General features: G+C 50.2%; 20 protein-coding genes, 2 tRNA genes and 1 pseudogene. 2 read left to right on the top strand and 21 right to left on the bottom strand.

The features are described from left to right. Window positions 1-71: 71 nt before the first annotated feature. The 3 genes and pseudogenes from OHJ21_RS01585 to OHJ21_RS01575 form a co-directional block, all read right to left on the bottom strand. A complete protein-coding gene (locus tag OHJ21_RS01585; RefSeq protein ID WP_486019220.1) occupies window positions 72-782 on the bottom strand; it encodes a DUF421 domain-containing protein in 711 nt (236 codons plus the stop codon). A gap of 83 nt (window positions 783-865) precedes the next feature. Then, window positions 866-964 (bottom strand): annotated as a pseudogene (locus OHJ21_RS01580) (YmaF family protein); the annotation flags it as partial. A gap of 9 nt (window positions 965-973) precedes the next feature. Next, complete coding sequence (locus OHJ21_RS01575; RefSeq protein ID WP_486019219.1) at window positions 974-1,792, bottom strand: DUF2935 domain-containing protein; 819 nt, start codon at window positions 1,790-1,792, stop codon at window positions 974-976. Window positions 1,793-2,090: 298 nt separating this feature from the next. Between OHJ21_RS01575 and OHJ21_RS01570 the strand changes: the two genes are divergently transcribed. Together OHJ21_RS01570 and OHJ21_RS01565 are read left to right on the top strand one after the other, a co-directional pair. Further along, the gene (locus OHJ21_RS01570) at window positions 2,091-2,189 is read left to right on the top strand and encodes a YjcZ family sporulation protein (RefSeq protein WP_207797436.1); all 99 of its coding nucleotides are present in this window, start codon (window positions 2,091-2,093) and stop codon (window positions 2,187-2,189) included. A 258-nt stretch (window positions 2,190-2,447) separates the two neighbouring features. Next, entirely contained in the window at window positions 2,448-2,738 is a 291-nt protein-coding gene (locus OHJ21_RS01565) for a phosphatidylinositol kinase (RefSeq protein ID WP_100535988.1), read from the top strand. 147 nt (window positions 2,739-2,885) lie between these two features. Here OHJ21_RS01565 and OHJ21_RS01560 read toward each other — a convergent pair. The 18 genes from OHJ21_RS01560 to abc-f form a co-directional block, all read right to left on the bottom strand. Further along, a tRNA-Ile gene (locus tag OHJ21_RS01560) sits at window positions 2,886-2,959 on the bottom strand. Between the two features lie 55 nt (window positions 2,960-3,014). Next, window positions 3,015-3,091 (bottom strand) — tRNA-Met (locus OHJ21_RS01555). Between the two features lie 82 nt (window positions 3,092-3,173). Then, window positions 3,174-3,338, bottom strand: coding sequence for a hypothetical protein (locus OHJ21_RS01550; RefSeq protein WP_164817394.1), 165 nt, complete (start codon window positions 3,336-3,338; stop codon window positions 3,174-3,176). A gap of 178 nt (window positions 3,339-3,516) precedes the next feature. Next, window positions 3,517-3,789 (bottom strand): WXG100 family type VII secretion target, encoded by a 273-nt coding sequence (locus OHJ21_RS01545; RefSeq protein ID WP_071223018.1) that lies wholly within the window; start codon window positions 3,787-3,789, stop codon window positions 3,517-3,519. A 44-nt stretch (window positions 3,790-3,833) separates the two neighbouring features. Further along, window positions 3,834-4,103 (bottom strand): DUF4176 domain-containing protein, encoded by a 270-nt coding sequence (locus tag OHJ21_RS01540; protein WP_100535987.1) that lies wholly within the window; start codon window positions 4,101-4,103, stop codon window positions 3,834-3,836. A gap of 2 nt (window positions 4,104-4,105) precedes the next feature. Beyond that, the gene (locus OHJ21_RS01535; RefSeq protein ID WP_326112414.1) at window positions 4,106-4,870 is read right to left on the bottom strand and encodes a hypothetical protein; all 765 of its coding nucleotides are present in this window, start codon (window positions 4,868-4,870) and stop codon (window positions 4,106-4,108) included. 14 nt (window positions 4,871-4,884) lie between these two features. Further along, window positions 4,885-5,958 (bottom strand): WXG100 family type VII secretion target, encoded by a 1,074-nt coding sequence (locus OHJ21_RS01530; RefSeq protein WP_326112415.1) that lies wholly within the window; start codon window positions 5,956-5,958, stop codon window positions 4,885-4,887. A 72-nt stretch (window positions 5,959-6,030) separates the two neighbouring features. After that, on the bottom strand, window positions 6,031-6,816 hold the full coding sequence (locus OHJ21_RS01525) for a hypothetical protein (RefSeq protein WP_326112417.1): 786 nt from the start codon (window positions 6,814-6,816) through the stop codon (window positions 6,031-6,033). A gap of 216 nt (window positions 6,817-7,032) precedes the next feature. Beyond that, window positions 7,033-7,617, bottom strand: coding sequence for a TetR/AcrR family transcriptional regulator (locus OHJ21_RS01520; RefSeq protein WP_100535983.1), 585 nt, complete (start codon window positions 7,615-7,617; stop codon window positions 7,033-7,035). A gap of 194 nt (window positions 7,618-7,811) precedes the next feature. After that, window positions 7,812-8,453 carry an orotate phosphoribosyltransferase gene (gene pyrE, locus OHJ21_RS01515; protein ID WP_326096894.1) on the bottom strand — a complete coding sequence of 214 codons (642 nt, stop codon included), beginning with the start codon at window positions 8,451-8,453 and terminating at the stop codon, window positions 7,812-7,814. After that, on the bottom strand, window positions 8,450-9,187 hold the full coding sequence (pyrF, locus tag OHJ21_RS01510; protein ID WP_486019218.1) for an orotidine-5'-phosphate decarboxylase: 738 nt from the start codon (window positions 9,185-9,187) through the stop codon (window positions 8,450-8,452). The genes pyrE and pyrF overlap by 4 nt, the downstream gene beginning before the upstream one ends. Window positions 9,188-9,206: 19 nt before the next feature. Further along, window positions 9,207-12,413 (bottom strand): carbamoyl-phosphate synthase large subunit, encoded by a 3,207-nt coding sequence (gene carB, locus OHJ21_RS01505; protein WP_486019217.1) that lies wholly within the window; start codon window positions 12,411-12,413, stop codon window positions 9,207-9,209. 1 nt (window position 12,414) lies between these two features. Further along, window positions 12,415-13,551, bottom strand: coding sequence for a carbamoyl phosphate synthase small subunit (locus OHJ21_RS01500; protein WP_100535979.1), 1,137 nt, complete (start codon window positions 13,549-13,551; stop codon window positions 12,415-12,417). A gap of 60 nt (window positions 13,552-13,611) precedes the next feature. Next, entirely contained in the window at window positions 13,612-14,913 is a 1,302-nt protein-coding gene (locus OHJ21_RS01495) for a dihydroorotase (RefSeq protein ID WP_326112422.1), read from the bottom strand. Between the two features lie 122 nt (window positions 14,914-15,035). Beyond that, window positions 15,036-15,947, bottom strand: coding sequence for an aspartate carbamoyltransferase catalytic subunit (locus tag OHJ21_RS01490; protein ID WP_272868143.1), 912 nt, complete (start codon window positions 15,945-15,947; stop codon window positions 15,036-15,038). Further along, a complete protein-coding gene (pyrR, locus tag OHJ21_RS01485; RefSeq protein WP_100535976.1) occupies window positions 15,947-16,507 on the bottom strand; it encodes a bifunctional pyr operon transcriptional regulator/uracil phosphoribosyltransferase PyrR in 561 nt (186 codons plus the stop codon). Before pyrR ends, OHJ21_RS01490 begins: the two co-directional genes overlap by 1 nt. Window positions 16,508-16,824: 317 nt before the next feature. After that, window positions 16,825-18,078 (bottom strand): LL-diaminopimelate aminotransferase, encoded by a 1,254-nt coding sequence (locus OHJ21_RS01480; RefSeq protein ID WP_394057117.1) that lies wholly within the window; start codon window positions 18,076-18,078, stop codon window positions 16,825-16,827. A 152-nt stretch (window positions 18,079-18,230) separates the two neighbouring features. After that, window positions 18,231-20,195 (bottom strand): ribosomal protection-like ABC-F family protein, encoded by a 1,965-nt coding sequence (gene abc-f / locus OHJ21_RS01475; protein ID WP_486019216.1) that lies wholly within the window; start codon window positions 20,193-20,195, stop codon window positions 18,231-18,233. Window positions 20,196-20,277 lie beyond the last annotated feature (82 nt).

Here is a 20,277-nt window from a genome sequence, read left to right as displayed (position 1 = left end):
CGGGCCCTAAGGGACTCGAACCCCCGACCAGTCGGTTATGAGCCGACCGCTGACCAATCAATAATGCCATATTACTCTATGTCAATTGGATGTTGAATTTTATCCTTGTAAAAATCGATATATAGTTGTCCGTCGCTCCCCTTCACAGCATAAAAAACATCCTCAATTCTTCTTCCCCGAGTTTTTAATTTTTCCATCATCCAATCTGGTGGTATATTATTGGCTTTTAGATTACCTTCTAATAGCCGACCGTCCATGATAAGCTCAATCGGGAATTTCAAATCCCCTTTCACTCCATTCTTCAAGTCTTTTAATGTTACATTCTGATATTCCTTTTTCTTCATCACTGATATTTTTCCGTTTACCTCCATTAACGCGTACTCAATTTCACTGTAATCAAAAATATCTTTTTGTCGTAACATCTGATTCAAAGTATCTAAAGTCATATTATTTTTCTTAAGATTGTCTTCAAGGATGTTCCCACCCTCAATTAAAATAGTAGGTGTCCCTGCAGTCCACATTCGGAATTTTCTGCTTTTTAAAATGATCTTTGATAATAGGTATGAAGTAACTGTAAAAACTCCGAGAGAGATTAATAAGTGAAGTATTTGTATTTTTTCATTAAAGGCTAAGTTTGCAGCAATTGCTCCCAAAATAACTGCTGTGACAAATTCATGAAAATTCATGTTAGAAAGCGTTTGTTTCCCTAGGAACCTCGTGATAATCATTAGAATTATAAAAGCTGATATACTTCGAATTAATATTATTAAATCTTCAACCATACTCAGGTACACTCCCATATTTCTTTTTTTCTTTTAGCCTAAGTATGATCTTTTATTTATAAAACAATAACAACGAACGGATATGTTCCTCTAATCATGTGCTCGTGTTGGTCATTAAATGATGTTCGGGCATGATAGTTATGGACGTGTGGAACGCCACTTGGAGCTGGTTTAGTTATACCTCCCTTATATTAATGCATGATTTCTTTCTTGTTTACCTTCATGCCAGACAATGAACGATCGAACATGTCAAGAATAAATAAGAAGCGTTCAGCTTCACGAAAAACGTGATCTGCTAATAAAGGGTGAATGATACTTTTAATTCGACACTCCTCAATTAAGTCACGTGCAGTCTTTTTAAAATCTCGCAATGATTTGACTGAAACGCGGTTTTCATCCACAAATTGACTTAGTAATGGATGGGTTTGCGATTGTGGACGCATGGAACTTAAGTCAATGGCTTGAAACATCAGCGTATCAAAGTCTTGGCTAAACTCCCTAGCTTGCTTCACTAATTTTCGCTCGGATGGATCAAGTAGATGACCTATAAATTTTGCATGGTCAGCCATGATTTTTAGGAAAAAGACATTTTCATCGATAATTGCATCAGGTAATGGTTCAAGTCTCCCGTTATTCAGTTCCTCTAGCCGATTTTTAAAATAATTTGCTTCTCGGCTAACATGATCTACAAGCAGAGGGAAATTTGTTCCCCCGGGAAGTTGGCACCGTAATATAAGCCCAAGTACCTTTCTCTTAAATGCCCAAATGTGTGCAGCCGCATTGTGAACTTCTGAATTAAACTGTCTAATGATTTGGGGATCAGTATCTGCTTGAAATGAATGTGATCTTCTTTCAATATCCTCAAAGATTTTATGAAATTGATTTGCCTCATTAATTAACTGCGTGTCCTCGCACCTAAATCCTAGTCGAAGAAAAAAGGAATGTTCTTTCATTATGCGTGACCAAAAACGTATCTCATCTAATGATCTGATTACAAAAGGATCCGACAACCCATATCCCACCTTTCGGGCCACTTAATAAGACAACCATTGATATTTGCTTGATAGCAGAGTATATGGGGATGACATGTTTCAATATGCTATCGGATAATAAAAATCAAGATCAATTAGGGTAAAAAAATTAAAAAGCCTCTCCGGCTTATTTGCCATCTGAGGCAGGAAAATTAACAAGCGAAATCATTATTGTTCTACAATTAAGTTTCGATTTACAGCCTTTGCCGGGTCGCCCTCACCGCCAGTTCTTTTATGCATACCCTGTTATGTATCTTAAAATTGAGGAGGATGTGCAATGAGCGGAGTTGGAGGGGCTTATGGTGGAGGCTCAGTCGGTACAGTGTTGGTCCTATTTATTTTGCTGGTTATTATCGCTGGAGCGTTTTTCGTTTAATTAAGTTGCACGTTCTTAGAAAAAGCTATTTCTACCTAACGGAAACGTTAGTTCAAAAAAGAAAACGGCAAACTAAGACTTAATTCCACTTCTTAGTTTGCCGTTTTTTTGTGTGAGTTCGTAGAACAAGCTTTTTTCAATTATTTATATCCCTAATTGGGATTTGCCCATAGATATGATACTAGGCAAGTGTCGTGAGCAGTTCAGGTTATAGTCCATAGACTGATGTTGTATTACATTTACCTAAGGAGGTTAACTATGGAAACTGATTATAAACAATTATGTTGGAGATTGATGAATCAATATGTTGGAATTAATACAACAGATGGTCACTCTTATGATGGATTTATTACTCATGTCGATAATGAGTATGTCACTCTTGCTGTTCCAACGGATGAAATGATTGAGGAGATGCGTGGGATGCCTGCACAGGAATCAACCTACAGACAATTCGGTTTCCATCCAGGCTTCTTCCCTCGTCGTCGTTTCTTGCAGCGCCGTATTCCTTTTCCCATTAGTGCTATATTCTTGCTTCCATTCTTCATATGATCCAATGGCTGAGAGGGATATGGAGAAAACATATCCCTTTCTCTCTCTATTAAGGCTTTGTCCTTTATATGTACCCTATTATTGTTCTCCGCATAACAGCCCTTTAAACAGCAAAAAACCCTTGCATCGCAAGGGTCTTCGATAAAGTGGGCCCTGAGGGACTCGAACCCCCGACCAGTCGGTTATGAGCCGACCGCTCTAACCAACTGAGCTAAGGGCCCTGAACATACATGTACACATAAACATAAGGACGTCATACATACATCGTTTAAAAATTGGTTGCGGGGGCAGGATTTGAACCTGCGGCCTTCGGGTTATGAGCCCGACGAGCTACCGAACTGCTCCACCCCGCGTCAATGCTGTATCAAACAGCGACAAGGATAAATATACACCATTACCCTGCATCAAGTCAAGTGCTGTTTTAATGGAATTTCCTCAAGGCATAAACCGCACGCCATAGCGGCCCTTTTTGGATCGGTAAACCTCCACCATCCGCGGGTCATGGTATCCGAACAGCCAGCCATCCTGCTCCAAACGTTTAGCAAAGCACCCTGCCTGAAATTTGCTTGTATACAGCTTTCCGTAATATACCCAGTTCATCCTATGCGACTCCTTGCCCGAATGATAATGTGGTGCTGTCATATTATGTCCAAACTTCCACAAAAAAACCGCAGCCTAACAAACTTCTCCATGATTTCCCGATAAAAAAACAATCAGCCATACCTCGTACCACATCGGGATACGAATACGATTGATTGTCACCTTAAGTAAACCGTGCCTATTGGCCGTCAGCCTCCGCAAACCGGGCAGCAATGCTCATAAGCTCCTGCTCCATCGAATTCATCATCTGGATAAAATTCATCAGCTGCGCTTTCGTTTCCTCGGCCTCCGTACGAAACCGCTGCTGGGAAACGCCTTCCCATTCGGCATTCAACGTTTCAATGACCTGGGACAATCGGGCGACCAATTCCCCGCCGTAGTCACTCCCGCTTCGAATGTCTGCCGCAGCCCGGCGCAGCTCCTCGGGGGATACCTCTATACGTCCTGACATGGATCTACCTCACGCTCCTCCCTTTATGGATATACTCTCGTTTGTTATGTAGCCTTCGTCTCAGCCAGTACGGCCTGAAACTGTTCTTCCTCTTCATCCTGGTAACCGGTAAATATAATCTCCTGGATATCCTCATGATTAAAAACGTAGGCAAACTCCGGGCTCACATACCCTTCCGGATACGGGCAAGCCAGATAGTCGAACAATTGCGGCTCCTCTAGCGCCAGAATTTGCTTGCGCCCATAGATCACCAGCTTTTTCTCGCCTTCCTTCAAAATGACAATCGATCCGTTCGGCAGCAGCTGCTGCGTCATAATTACCCTCTCCTTTTCTTGCTCTTCCGGTGCGGTGCCGCCGGCGTGCGGCCCTGATTTATTTTGTTCAGAAACGCGGCGTTCCGCTGCTCCTTCGGCAATCCCAGTACAGGATAATGAGCTTTTAGCTTATCCATATTATTTTGGATGAACCTATACCGATGAATGAACACAACGGCCATGTACAGACCGAGAATCAACAGAACGGAAAAGGCCGCCATGCCCATCACAAATCCGCCAAGATCGCCGGTTACCGCCACCACGACGTAATACCCTGTGTAACCGATGGCCGCTAACAGCAAGGCGGCTTTGCCCGCTTTTCCGACGCCGCCTTTGCGCTCCATGGACTGGTACGTCCCTTGCTGCAGCGCTCTGAAATGCAAAACATAAAACACAACGAGCAGCAGCAGCATCACCGCGATCGAGCTAAGCCCATACCCCATGGAATCAACTCTGGCCATGTCATACATCATTTTCAGTATAGCAAGCTGGCAAGTGACCGCCAGCGCCAATCCGTATATCCCCAAGTACAGCACAAAACCGACCTCAGACCGGTACGGATTTACGCTCAGACCAATCCCCCACAGCAGCATAACCGCCCATACCGCCGCCGCCGCATAAAAATAAACCGACATCATCGGCGCTGCCAGCGTGACTAGTGCGGGGATGAGCATTATAAATAAAAAACATACGATACCGCCCCGAATTTGCTCGGCGGGGATTAACCGGAAATGAAACTGTTCTTCCTCTGAAATCTTCGTGCTCATCTTTGACACTCCCCTTATTTGAACCATCCGGCTATCGTAGAACCTAACTTCTCTGCCCCCATTTTCAATCCTTCGGTGACAGTATCCTTTTTCCCGTCCCCGTCAAAATCCGTGAACTTGATGCCGTCCATGACATAGGAAGCGCCCACCGACACGCCGAAGCCGATAGCCGCACCCGCAAGAGTGCCGATGGGACCGCCTACCGCTGTTCCAATGAGGGCTCCTGCCTTGGCGCCAGCCGCTGCGGAAGCCACGACGGTTCCCACGCCGACACCCACGTCCACAACGGCGTCTCCGGCAATTTTTGCCCCGCTCTTATTGTCGTTGATATTCGTGACCAGATTCCCCACCGTTTGCATGGCGATGCCTGCATAACCAAGCTTGCCACCCTTCCAGCTGAGCGAGTCTTTCACGGCTGCGCCGGGAAGGACGTATTTTGGAATTCGGGGGTGATTCCGCCAATTGTACTCGGCATAGGATTTTTTGCGGATATTGGCCAGCATGCCGTTCGTCACATTGGCTCGCATATTGCCGCGCTTGTCTTTCTCAAGCCACACGCCAAAGCCGTTCCGGTACATATCCCAGTATTTGTACATCGTCCCGGACGCGGTTACCGTACCGAACAGTACGCCGGCGGACGCGAGCGGGTTACCGGTCCATTGATCCGCCGTTCCGCCGAAAGGCGCAAGCGCATTGAATTCAACGCCCGCTGCCGTCACGGGTGGATCCGTTTTCTTATTCCCGTTCTGTGCCAGACTCGCCTGAAGCAGCAGATGCGGACTAACCTGGGCAATCGATTGTTTGCCGAAGGTAAGATTGTTCCCGAGCGATTGATCGGTCTGCGAAAAATCCCCCGCCTTTTTCACCAGGTGCCCTCGATTCTGCTCCAGACGGCCTACCACCGACTGGCAGGCAGCCCTGCATTGGGCCAGGCGCTGTTCGACCTGGGCACGATGACGCGACTCCCAGGACATGCTCTGGATACGCTGCTGCATGCGTTCCTGGAGCTGCTGGACTTCCCGTGCAATATCAGATACCGCTGCTCCTTGCTGGTTCAGCATTTCGGGTACCACACGTATTTTGGTCATATCTAACAATCCTCCATGTCATTGATCGAGAAGGCAAAAATTACAGTATGCGGGATCAGGATGCTACGTTTCTCACTTAATACGCTCGATGACTGCGCCGAGTTCCCGGATGATCTCAGTTACCGTCGCGCCCCAAATTTGATCCTGTTCGCCTTCATTGCGAATCAGCCAATTGGAATGCTTTCCTCTCAACAGTTCGATTCCCTGTATTCTGCAGTTCAGATCCGGACAATAGTACGCCGTGAAGGCAGCATATCTCTCCGGATCGGTGACGCAATCGGCCAAGGCGGAAACGACGGATTCCGGGCAGCCTTGTGCAAGCAAGTACTTCCGAGGCTCCTGCTCCCCTTGCTCGGCACTCATCCATTGCTGGAACCAGCCTTTAGGCATAGCCAATGGAGCTGTATCACGGTTCTTCCTATCCTCCAGCTGCAGGTGACGGATGATTTTAAGCCAAGCTTCCGAAGGGGTTCCCAGCGCTTCCAGCACATAGGCTCTCGCACCGTCAGGCCCGCTTTCAATATCGGCCTTTACCACCAGGCTTGAACTGTAATAAATGAAGCACTCCTTCTGCCCTTCGTCGGAACCGGACACCCTCATATGTATCGTTAGCAGGGTCCGGCTGCATACTTCTATGTATTCCAGCAGTTCCTGCACAAGAACCGGCTCGTTATCAGCCGTATCAATCAAGCCTTTCTCCTGCAGCTCCTGCTCAATCTTAGCCACTTCTACAGGCATCTCCTCGGCCAGCGTTCCGCGAAAAGGGTCCTCTAACCCAATGACAGCCCGCGCACCGACAATGCCGGTTAGTACAAAGAATTGTTTGCCGGTCAGTTGGATCCTGGACGGAATTTCCAAAGATCTCTCCTCCTTACGGTCAGCCCCGCCTATTTTGTCATTATCTTGAGGTTATCATTACTATTATAGGTGAGACATCTCCTTCCCCTCTACCAAGTCGTGGCCCTAAATTTATAGGAACATATACCCAAATCAGCCGGTTTTCAAACCGTTCAGCCATAAAATTTCATAAAAAAACATTCCCGGGTCGAGATCACCTCTGGAATGTTTTTGTTCTCATGTTAGATTAGACGGATCTTCCTGCTGGATTATACCGTGATAAAGAATCGTCATCAGCTGTTCACTGACCGCGTTCAGGCTTCCCAGACCATGGTACCATTCATTCCGTGCCGTAAATTCCTTGATAAAAGTAAGGAACGCGACCAATACCTGGGGAGAGATATCTTTCCGTATTTGTCCAAGCTGCTGACCTTTAAAGATCAGCATTTCAAATTCCGGAACAACGAATTTCTGGTTGAATTGAAGCAGCTTGTCCATCTGCTCCGGGAATTTGGCCAGATCCGCCACAAATTTCTGCGATACAAACGCCGAAAATTTGTGCTGATCCTTGTAGAAGACGGTTAACGCCTCAAGCGGATCATTTGCCTGATCCATGATATCGCGGTAAATCGCCATGAGCTCCTCGACCATCCGGTCCACGACATGATCCAGTAAGCCCTCTTTGCTCTGATAGTAGTTATAAATCGTCATCTTGGAAACCGGGACAGCTTCGGCAATCTGCTCCATACTCGTATGCAAAATCCCCTGCTCCATGAACAGCCGCTTCCCGGCTTCAAGCACCGCTTCTTTCTTTGCATTCATCTGTTAGACTATATCCCTTCTATATCAGCATAAGGACATCATGGCTGGCTACAGCCGCTTACAGTCCTAATGTAACGATCCGGCCTACCGCTGTCAACCCGGCGCCCATCATCTTCGGCCTCGGTATAAAAAAAGCTGTCGCTCTGCGATAACTCACAAAGACGACAGCCTGATTCCTAGCTGGTTTAAGTTGTTTACATGCCAAAGGACGCAGGATTCGATCTCCAGGATTGAAGAAGCTCCACATCCTGTTCCTGAATCCGATTCTCGGATAGCGCTACATCAATCAGCGCACCGTAGTTGGACAAGCTCTGCAGCGGAATCCCGGCTTCGGCGAAGGCTTGTACCGCTTTATCCAGCTGATAGCTGAATATAGCCAGTACCGCCAGCGGCTCGGCCCCTGCATCCTTAACCGCTTGTGCCGCTTTAAGCGAGCTGCCGCCCGTGGAGATCAGATCCTCGATCACAACCACCTTCTGTCCCGGCTTGATCAAGCCTTCAATCAGGTTTTCCTTGCCATGACCCTTTGCTTTGTCCCGAATATAGGACATCGGCAGGTTCATTTTCTGGGATACAAAGGCCGCATGCGGAATCCCGGCTGTGGCCGTTCCGGCAATGGCCTCGGCTTCCGGATATTGCTCCCGGATGACGGCTGCGAACGATTCAGCAATGTAGTCGCGAATCTCGGGATAAGACATCGTCAAGCGATTGTCACAGTATATCGGGGATTTCATTCCCGACGTCCATGTAAACGGCTGATGAGGTCTAAGGGAAACGGCCTCAATCTTCAGCAAATAAGATGCGATCTGATGTGGAATATTCGCGAGTGTACTCATGCTTGAATCATCTCCTCAATAATCTGTTCTGCAGCATGTCTCGGGCTCGGGGATTCCGTGATTGGGCGGCCGACAACCAAATAATGACTGCCCTTGCGAATGGCTTCCCCTGGTGTAAGAACCCGAGCCTGGTCTCCGATATCCGCACCGGCCGGACGGATACCCGGTATAACGGTCTTAAACGCTTGGCCGCATGCGGATCGAATGGCCTCCACTTCAAGCGATGAAGCGACGACGCCATGCAGCCCCGCTTGCTGAGCCAGCTTCGCATATCGTACGACCGCATCCGCTACCAAACCCGGAATGCCGATTTCGTTATTCATGACATCCTGACTCGTACTAGTCAACTGGGTTACAGCTATGATGGTAGGCATGGCAAGACCCGGGGTGTCCGCCACTGCGGCCTCCGCCCCGGCTTTTGCCGCCTGCATCATAAGAGCGCCGCCGCTGGCATGGACGTTAAACATGTCCACACCCAGCCGCGTTACGCTGTCCGACCCGCCTTTTACCGTGTTCGGAATATCATGCATCTTCACGTCCAGAAACACGGAATAGCCTTTGGCTTTCAATTCTTTGACAAAATCAGGACCGGCAGCGTAGAACAGCTGCATGCCGACCTTCATATAACACGGGATACCTTCCAGCTGACGTACCAATGCTTTCGCACGTTCGGCATCCGGGTAATCCAGGGCCACCATCAGGCGGCCCGCCATTTCGTTGTAGCTGGTGTTCATCTATATCCCTCCTTCTCGATTAAACCGGCATCGCTTCAGAAGAGAAGTTGATGGTCTCCAGCATCGTGAGAAGCTCACGAACCGTATCGAGCGAGGTCATACATACCACACCGTTTTCTACCGCTTCACGGCGGATTCGGAATCCGTCACGCTGCGGCGTTTTCCCTTTGGTCAATGTGTTGAAGACGAAATTCGCTTCACCTGTGCGGATCATATCCAGAATGTTCGGCGTTCCCTCGGACAGCTTATGGATGGTGGTCACATCAAGCCCCGCTTCTTTCAATGCTGCTGCCGTGCCGCCTGTGGCGATGATTTTATAACCAAGCTTATGGAAGCCTTTCAGCAGTGCCGCAGCTTCTGCTTTATCTTTATCTGCGATGGTAGCGATAATGGCACCCGTTGAAGGAATTTTCATGCCTGCACCGATCAGACCTTTGTACAGCGCTTTGGCATACTTCACGTCACGGCCCATAACCTCACCGGTGGATTTCATTTCCGGTCCAAGGGTAGGCTCAACGCGGCGAAGTTTAGCAAAGGAGAACACCGGCACTTTAACCGATACATGTTCGCTTTCCGGCCACATGCCTTCCTCGTATCCAAGATCCTTCAGCTTGCTGCCCATGATCGCCTGTGTTGCCAGGTTGGCCATCGGGATGCCTGTAACCTTGCTCAGGAACGGAACCGTCCGGGAAGAACGCGGATTCACTTCGATCACGTACACTTCATTTTTATAGATAACGAACTGGATGTTAACAAGTCCGCGTGTATTCAGCTCTTTGGCAATCTTGATCGTAATTTCGGCAATCTTGTCTTTCAGGTCCTGGGACAAGTACTGAGGAGGATATACCGCAATCGAGTCACCGGAGTGAACGCCTGCGCGCTCTACATGTTCCATGATGCCTGGAATCAGCACCGTATCGCCATCGCAGATCGCGTCAACTTCCACTTCTTTACCCATCATGTAACGGTCGATCAGAACCGGATGGTCCGGGTTGATCTTAACCGCCTCTTTCATGTAGCTCAGCAGCTCGCTGTCAGAGTATACAATCTCCATGGCGCGTCCACCGAGTACATAAGATGGTCTTACCAGAACAGGGTAACCCAGCGATTGCGCGGTTTCTACAGCATCATCAACCGAAGTTACGGTTTTTCCTTTCGGCTGGGCAATCTCCAGTCTGGACAGGAGCGCTTCGAATTTTTTACGATCCTCGGCTTCGTCAATGCTTTCCAGGCTGGTACCCAGAATTTTCACGCCCGCTTTGCTGAGCGGCTCAGCGAGGTTAATTGCTGTCTGCCCGCCAAACTGTACGATGACACCGATCGGTTTCTCCTGCTCGATGACATTCATGACATCTTCAAGGAAGAGCGGTTCGAAGTAGAGACGGTCCGACGTATTAAAGTCAGTGGAGACGGTCTCCGGGTTGTTGTTAATGATAACCGCTTCGTATCCCGCCTTCTGGATTGCCCATACGGCGTGCACCGTGGAGTAGTCGAACTCAATCCCTTGACCGATCCGGATCGGTCCGGAGCCCAGCACGATGACCTTCTCCTTGGCGGATTCGATGACTTCATTCTCCGTTTCGTACGTCGAGTAGTAATACGGCGTCGTTGCTTCAAACTCCGCGGCGCAAGTATCCACCATTTTGTAAACCGGGCGCAATCCATGCTCGCGGCGCAGGAATCCGATCGACTCCTCGGTTGTGTGCGTGCTGGCTTTACCTTCCGTGCGCAGCTCAGCGATGGCGCGATCCGTAAAGCCGAGTCGCTTCGCTTCGTACAGCGTTTCGTAAGTCAGTGACGCTTCGCTGCGAATGTGATCTTCGTATTGGATCAGGCGCTCGATTTTGTCCAGGAACCACCAGTCGATCTTCGTCAGGTCTTGAATCTGCTGAAGTCCATACCCCCGGCGGAACGCTTCCGCGATCAGGAACATCCGCTCATCGTCGGCTTTGATCAGACGCTGCTGGAGCACTTCATCGCTCAGCTCGTTAGCACCTTTCAAGTAGAGGCGGTGTACGCCGATCTCCAGAGAACGAACCGCTTTATGGATCGACTCCTCGAAGGTGCGGCCGATCGCCATCACTTCGCCGGTTGCCTTCATCTGAGTTCCCAGCTTCCGGTTTGCGTGGATGAACTTGTCGAATGGCCAGCGTGGAATTTTGCTGACGATATAATCCAGCGTAGGCTCAAAGCAAGCATAAGTCTGTCCCGTTACCGGGTTGACGATCTCGTCCAGGGTGTAACCCATCGCGATTTTTGCTGCCATCTTCGCGATCGGGTAGCCCGTTGCCTTGGAAGCAAGGGCGGAAGAGCGGCTGACCCGAGGGTTTACCTCGATGACATAATATTGATAGCTGTTTGGATCCAGCGCGAATTGCACGTTGCATCCGCCCTCGATGTTCAGGGCGCGGATGATTTTCAGCGATGCGGATCTGAGCATTTGATACTCGCGATCGGATAGGGTCTGGCTTGGCGCCACGACGATGCTGTCGCCGGTATGAACGCCGACCGGATCAAAGTTCTCCATGTTACATACCACGATGCAGTTATCATTCGCATCGCGCATAACCTCATACTCGACTTCTTTCATTCCCGCGATGCTCTTCTCGACCAAACATTGCGTGATCGGGCTGTAGCGAAGTCCGGAGCTGACGGTTTCACGCAGTTCCTCCTCGGTTGCGCAGATACCGCCGCCGGTGCCGCCCAAAGTGTAGGCCGGGCGCACGATCAGCGGATAACCAATCTCATTTGCGAAGTCAAGCGCCTCTTCCAGGGTCGTTACAATCGTGCTTTCCGGTACGGGCTGATCGAGTTCGCGCATCAGATCACGGAACAGGTCGCGGTCTTCCGCTTTCTCGATGGACTCCAGCTGCGTTCCGAGCAGCTTCACATTCTCCTGCTCCAGAATACCGGCGCGTGCAAGCTCAACCGCCATATTCAGACCCGTTTGTCCTCCAAGCGTCGGGAGCAATCCGTCCGGACGCTCTTGACGGATAATCTGTGTAACAAAGTCGAGGGTGATCGGCTCGATATATACTTTATCCGCCATGTTCGTGTCGGTCATGATGGTTGCCGGGTTGCTGTTAATCAACACAACCTCGATACCTTCTTCTTTCAATGCTTGGCAAGCCTGTGTTCCAGCGTAGTCAAATTCCGCTGCTTGCCCGATGACGATCGGACCGGAGCCGATGACGAGAATTTTTTTCAATGTATCATTTTTAGGCATATTAATGAGCTCCTTTCACGGCTGCGGCCAGAACCGCTTGGCGCGGTTTCCGGATTTCATTCTGTTTATGGTCTCTTATCATCTCAAGGAATTGATCGAACAGATAGCTGCTGTCTTGCGGACCAGGTGCAGCTTCAGGGTGATATTGCACGGAGAAGGCAGGGAATTTCGAGTGCTTCAAGCCTTCGATCGTTTTATCGTTATTGTTGATATGCGTGACTTCCAGATCCGTCCCTGTGATGGATTCTTCGTTGACGGTATATCCGTGGTTTTGGGAAGTGATGTAGCAGCGTCCGCTGGCAAGCTCTTTTACCGGATGGTTCCCGCCACGGTGTCCGAATTTCAGCTTCTCGGTGTCCGCGCCCGCAGCCAGTGCAAACAATTGGTGCCCCAGGCAGATGCCGAAGATCGGATATTCGCCAAGCAGTTCTTTGACCATGTCCACCGCGTAAGGAACATCCTTCGGGTCCCCAGGGCCGTTGGACAACTGAATGCCGTCCGGGTGAAGTCTGCGGATTTCATCAGCCGTCGTGTCATGCGGAACGACCATCACATCACAACCGCGGGAAGTCAGTTCGCGCAGAATTCCGCTCTTTGCACCGAAGTCAACCAGAACGATCCGCTCCTTGGAGCCCGGGCTTGTAAACATTTGCGGTGTAGAGGTTTTTGCCACCTGGTTGCGGAGTTCGGCGATCGTCGTATCGCCGAGCATTTCCTTAAGTTCTTCCACCGGCTTGTTGGAAGTTGTCAGAATGCCCTTCATCGTACCGTAGTGACGGATGATCCGGGTCAACATCCGTGTATCAATCTCGCTGATTCCTGGAATGCCATATTCTTTCAATAAGCTGTCAACGCTATATTCTGCACGCCAGTTGCTAGGAACAGGCTCATGACGACGAACAACGAATCCGTGGACGAACGGCCGGATGGATTCAAAGTCATCCCGCGTGATGCCGTAGTTTCCGATCAAAGGGTACGTCATGGTCACGATCTGTCCACAGTAAGACGGGTCGCTCAGCACCTCTTGATATCCTGTAATTCCTGTATTGAAAACAACCTCTCCGGTCATTTCAGCATCCGCGCCGAAGGATTTTCCGCTGAACAGCGTTCCGTCCTCCAGTAACAATCTTGCCTGCATCCCGATCACTCCTGTCATCTATGTGTAATTTATTTTATAAGTCTTTTGCCTACGTGTTACTCAAAATCCGTTTTGCTCTGACCATTTCACTTCGCCGTCCACCCAAGTCATCACGGGCCAGCCTTTCAGCTTCCAGCCCGTAAATGGCGTGTTGCGGCCTTTCGTTGCGAACTCTTCCGGATTCACTTCTTTCTCTGCATCGAGATCAATCATGGTCAGATCCGCTGCTTTACCGGCCTCCAGCACGCCCGTTGCAAGACCGAATACTCTTGCCGGATCGCTGGTCATCCGCTTCACGAGCAAGGCGAGATCCCATTTGCCTGTTGCGACGAATTTGGTATAGAGCAGCGGGAAGGCTGTTTCGAATCCCACGATACCGAATGGTGCAAGCTCCATGCCTTTCGCCTTCTCTTCCGCGCTGTGCGGTGCATGATCCGTTACGATCATATCGAGCGTTCCATCCAGCAGACCTTCTATACAAGCCTCCACATCACGCGGGGTGCGCAGCGGCGGGTTCATCTTCCAGTTGGCATCCAGGCCGGGAATATCTTCGTCCGAGAGAACCAGATGGTGCGGGCATACCTCGGCCGTTACCGAGATGCCAATCGCTTTTGCCTGGCGGATCAAGCGTACGGACTGCTCTGTGCTCACATGGCATACGTGGTAATGTACGCCGGTGGCTTCGGTCAGCAGAATGTCCCGTCCAACATGGATCGCTTCCGACTCGTTTGGTATTCCTTTCAGGCCGTGCTGCTGAGCGAATTTGCCTTCGGTCACGAAAGCTCCTTTTACCAGCGAGTCATCCTCGCAGTGCGCAATGACCGGCATGCCCAGCGCTTTCGCTTTGTTCATGGCATCTTTCATCATCTGTGCGTTCTGCACACCAACGCCGTCGTCCGTAAACCCGATTGCACCCGCGGCCTTCAAGGCCTCAAAGTCCGTCAGTTCGCGGCCCAGCTCGTTCTTCGTAATGGCTGCATAGGGCAGCACCTTCGCAAGACCAGCCTCGCTAGCCTTATCCAGCACAAGCTTCACCGTTTCCGGCGTATCGGTCACCGGTCTTGTGTTCGGCATGCAGGCAATGGTTGTAAAGCCGCCTTTGACTGCCGAGCGGCTGCCGCTCTCGATCGTTTCCTTGTGCTCATATCCCGGCTCTCTCAAGTGCACATGCATATCGATGAATCCCGGTGTGACCAGTTTCCCCTCGGCATCGATTATCTGAACGTTATCGCCCGGTTCCGGCAAGGCTGCGATATCACTCGCAACCGAATGAATCAATCCGTCTGCAATGACGATATGTTTATCTTCGAGCTGTCCTTGTTCATTGATCACTTTGGCATTCTTTATCACTTGCATTTGCATCTTGGTTCCCCTCCGCAGCAGAAGCACCGCTCGCTTCTTAGTATATTGTATAATAAAAATACATATTTGTGTATAAATATTAATATTTATTCATTCTGTAAACCGTATTCCGCGTTTTCGAATCAGACCATCGCCCGTTCCATGACTGCCATGCGAATCGGCACTCCGTTCGCCATCTGCTTGAATATCATCGATCTTGCGCTTTCCACGACCGCGTCGTCGATTTCTACGTTCCGGTTCACCGGTGCCGGATGCATAATGATCGTGTGCCCCGACAGCTTGGCCGCCCGCTCTTCCGTCAAACCGTACTGTTCCCGGTATTCCGCGCTGGATTTGAATACTCCTTCATTATGCCGTTCCAGTTGAACTCTCAGCATCATCACTACATCCGCCTTGAGTGCCGTTTCCATCGATACGTAAGGTGCATACCGGGCCAGCTCCGGAGCCTGCATCGTTTCCGGTGCGCAGAACTGTACATGGGCACCGAATTTCTGCAGGGCCCACAGGTCCGAACGAGCAACCCGGCTGTGCTTGATGTCTCCGATGATGGATACCGTTAATCCCTTAAGCTCGCCGAAGCTTTTCTTCATCGTATAAAGATCAAGCAGCGCCTGCGTGGGGTGCTCATTGTTGCCGTCGCCCGCATTGACCAGCGGAATCGAGATCCGCTCCGCTAGCTCCTGCAGTACTCCGGCTGGCTTCAGCCGGATGACGCCCGCGTCGATTCCCATGGATTCCAGCGTTCTAACCGTATCGTAGATCGACTCGCCTTTCTCGACGCTGGATGCTGCCGCCGCAAAGTTCATGACCTCAGCACCGAGTCTTTTCTCAGCCATTTCAAACGAAAATCTCGTTCTGGTGCTGTTCTCGAAGAACATATTAACCGCAAATTTCGATTGAAGTACCGGCACCACTTTCTCGGACTGCGCTTCCCAATATGCCGCCCGATTCAGGATCGATCCGATTTCGTCTCTGCTAATATCCTTCAAACCTAAGAGGCTGCGTTCTTTCAATGAAATGGCTGTTGTCATGATTATCGTTCCTCTCTTTGGCTAATGGTCACTTCGTCCTTGCCGTCGATTTCGGTTAATGCCACCGTAATTTCCTCGTGTTTGGAGGTAGGAACGTTCTTTCCGATATAATCCGGCCGGATCGGCAGTTCGCGATGTCCCCGGTCTGCCAAAACCGCAAGCTGTATCATTCTTGGCCGTCCGCAGTCCATCAGGGCGTCCATTGCAGCACGGATCGTCCGTCCGGTGTACAGCACGTCATCAAACAAAATGACCTTCTTGTCATGAATGTTCAGATGTGCAAGGCTGAGCTTCGCTCCTTCTCCCCGTTCAGCAGCGGCTCCCTTGCTGTCCCGGTCATCGCGGTAGGAAGTCACGTCGATCTCTCCCCATGGAATCGGCGTACCTTCAATCTCATTCATTCGCTCAGCGATCCGCTGGGCAAGGAACACGCCGCGTGTGCGGATGCCGACCAGGACGCAGTCCTCAATCCCTTTATTCTTTTCCAATATTTCATGGGCAATTCTCGTTAGGGCGCGGCGGATGGCCGTCTCGTCCATAATCACATGCTGTTCGTTGCTCATCCTTAAGTCCTCCTTCTAAACGTTTGATTAGCCCTTTTTAGTTCAGACGATCCGTGAGTTCATTACACACAAAAAAACTCCTTGCCCGGCTGGACAAGGAGTTGATCTCATAGAGATAGTGTGGAAAGCGCAGCATCTATCCGCAGACAGAACTATGCCTCCTGTTAATGAACCTCGGTTCACGTTACCTTGCCAGCCTCACGGGACTGATTTAAAGGTGCTATTCGATTGATTTCATTATGACAGACCCTACAGGAGCTGTCAACAGCAATCATGTCGAATGATGTCACGTACTACGCGGAGTTTATAACATGTCATTAAAATTCAAATTCAACATCGCTAAGTCTTCTGCGAATTTCGGAAATGACGCGTTTCTCTTCTTCCTCACCGTCAGCAATGAAGGTAACGGAGAAGCGTACGAAATGTCCCGCATCATCCCAAGGCACGGTGGAGATCAATTTCTCGCGAATCAGATACTGGGAGAAATCTTCGCCGGATTCAAAGCGGCGCCCGCCTTTAACGCCTTTTGGAGCTTCAACGTAGAGGAAGAAGGAGCCCTTCGGCTTCTCGGCCTTAAAACCAAGCCCGTTCAACACGTCTACCAGCATGTTGTGGCGGCGGGAATACTTCTCAGCGATCTTCTCCGTAATTTGCGGATTGTCCAGACCGTATGCGGCAGCCTTTTGAATGGCTATAAATTGTCCTGAATCGTTGTTGTCCTTCACATCGCCAAACGCTTTAACCACAAGCGGATTACCGGCGATGAAGCCAATGCGCCATCCCGTCATATTGTAAGATTTGGACAGGGAGTGAAGCTCCACGCCAACATCCTTCGCACCGGGGACGGAGAGAAAGCTGAGCGGCTTCAAGCCATCGTAAGTCAGCGCTGCATAAGGAGCGTCATGGACAACAACAACACCATACTTGCGGGCCCACTCGACAACCTCGGTGAAAAACTCGACCGTTGCGCTGGCACCCGTCGGGTTGTTCGGATAGTTCAGGTAGAGCAGTTTGGCACGGTGGGCAATGTCCTCAGGGATCGAGCTGAGATCCGGAAGGAATCCGTTCTCTTTTTTCAGCTCCACATTGTAAACCTCACCGCCCAAGTACTTGGTATGCGTACCGAGTACAGGATATCCAGGAACCGTCATGATGGTGATGTCCCCAGGGTTAATGAAGCAGGACGGCAGCATGGCCAGTGCCGGCTTGGAACCGATGGAATGCAGAACTTCTGTAGCGGCATCAATGCCTTCAACCCCAAATACATTCTTCAAGTAGCGAACAGCTGCTTCCTTGAACTCCGGAATTCCGTTATCCGCATAGCCCCGGTTTTCCCGCTTCGCTGCTTCTTCTGCCAGCTTCGCCACGATGCCTGCATCGGCCATCTCATCCGGCTCGCCAACCCCCATATCGATCAGCTCCGTCCCAGGATGTTCCTGCTTCGCAGCTGCCTTCGCTCTTTTGATTTTCTCGAATTTATAAATGGCTGTATCTTTGCCATAATTAGCGCCGCCGATCCGGTTGGCAAAGCTCTGTTGAATGTACGTTTCCTGATACTTATCCATACTCATGATTTGTATTCATCTCCTACTCTAGCTTTCATACTCATCCTAAATATGCAGGAAAATCACAACGGGAGCCATGCATTATATATCAAATGATTTGTACTTTTTCGGCTGGGTGGAGCTGGTAGATCCTATGGTGTTCCTATTTGAAAACACACTTAAGTTAGCTCCAGCCATTCCGCGAGAAGCTCGTCACGACTCGCGGATAGCGACTCCCGCTCGTTCCACCGCTGCTCGAGCAGTGACAGATCCGTATCCTCGTGTAAATCGTCGCCTTCCATCTCAAGCCAGCCGTCAAGCTGCCGGATACGGGTTTCTAGACGAGCAATCTCCTCCTCCAACCATTTGGACCTTTCGGCGGAAGAGCGATCCGGGTTTACGCGTTTGGAAAGCTGAGCAGAGCTATCCTTCGCTTGGGCCTGCTGGATCACCTTCTGTTTGGGAATAACATCAAATCCCGCTGATAGCTCCCTTGCCTGCAATTCCGCGTCAAGCCGGTCTTTCTTATCCCGGAAATCATCATAATTTCCATGATAGACAGTCAGCTTCCCTTGATTCAAATCCCATACTTTACGAGACACTTGATTCACGAAATAACGGTCATGGGAAATGGCAAGAACGGTCCCCGCATACCCCTGCAGCGCATCCTCCAACGCTTCGCGGGAGGCAATATCCAGATGGTTCGTGGGTTCATCCAGAAGCAGCAGGTTCGGCTTCTGATGGATGAGCAGCGCGAGCCTCAATCGTGTCCATTCCCCGCCGGACAGCTGCCCCACCGATCTGAACACGGCCGCACCATAGAACAGATACCTTGCCAATATCCCTCGAGCTTCCCCCTCTTCAACTCCGGCCTTCTCCCGGAAATATTGAAGCACCGTTTCCTTCGGATTGTCCGGTTCCTCCTGCTGAGCCAAATAACCCACATCGACACGCGAACCCCATTCAAGCGAACCGGAATCGGGCGTCAGCTCACCCAACAGCACTTTGAACAGCGTTGTTTTCCCGCTGCCGTTCGAGCCCATCAGTGCAATTTTTTCGCCGAATTCGATTAGACCGGATGCGCCTCTCAGCACCGCCTGATTCCCATAGGAAACCTTAACTTGATCAAAGTATGCCACGCGGCGACCGGAACGATCTTGAGGATTCAGTTCAAAATCAGCCTGTCTGCGTTCCAGTACGGGCCTCTTGACCCGCTCCATTCGCTCCAGTGCTCGCCTCATGGAAGCCGCGCGCTTGAAAAACTTCTCATTGCCGCCAATCCGGCCGAACTCTTCAAGCTGCTTGATGGATTCCTTCATCTTCTTGATTACTTTCTGCTGTTCTTGGTAGTCGGCGAACTGCTGCAGCAAACGCTCTTCCTTATCTTTCATGAACGTGGTGTAGCCACCTTGCGCAGTGAAAGCTTCGCCATCTTCAAGCTCAATCGTTTTGGACACGACCCGATCCAGAAAATATCGGTCGTGAGAGATCATGACGCAGGTTCCCGGATATTCGCGCAAGAATTCCTCCAGCCATTCCGTGCGTGCCAAATCCAGATGGTTGGTCGGTTCATCGAGCAGGAGCAAATCCGGCTGTACGATCAGCTGCGATGCCAGCACGACTCGAGTCTGTTCTCCACCGGACAACGAGCCAAAGGCCAGTCCGTATTCGCTCTTGGGTATTTGCAGCCCGGTAGCGATTTTGTCGATGCTTGCTTCCAGCTCATAGCCGCCCTCTGTTTCAAAGCGTTCCTGAAGGGCTGAGTATTTCCGCAGCACTCGATCGAGCTGCCCAGCATTTCCGGCAATGTCCGGGTCACTCATTTTTCTCTCAAGCTCCGTCATTTCCGCTCGGTAATCCTTTAAGTGACTCAACCCCTGTTCAAGTACATCCAGCACCGTCCAGGAATCCATATGGCTCGGAATCTGCTCCAAATATCCGATTTTTGCCCCCTTCTTTATGGCCAGCTGCCCTTCGTTTGGCTGATCGAGACCCGCAAGCAGGCGCATCAGCGTCGACTTTCCGCTGCCGTTCCTTCCGATAAGCGCGACCTTCTCGCCTTCCTGTATTTCAAACGATATCTGGTCCAGTACCAGATGAGCACCGTGATATTGCGTCAGTTTCTGTACATTGATCATATTCATTCTAGGTTTCCTCCTGTATGCTGCGAACAGTCAACCTGTTCGCTAAAGCGTATAGATTAGGGAGAAGACCCGGACTGCAAAC

The sequence above is a fragment of the Virgibacillus sp. LDC1 genome (genome assembly GCF_025792345.1).
Taxonomy (GTDB): Bacteria; Bacillota; Bacilli; order Paenibacillales; family Paenibacillaceae; genus Paenibacillus_AQ; species Paenibacillus_AQ lautus.
This window is presented reverse-complemented; position numbering and strand designations above follow the sequence as displayed.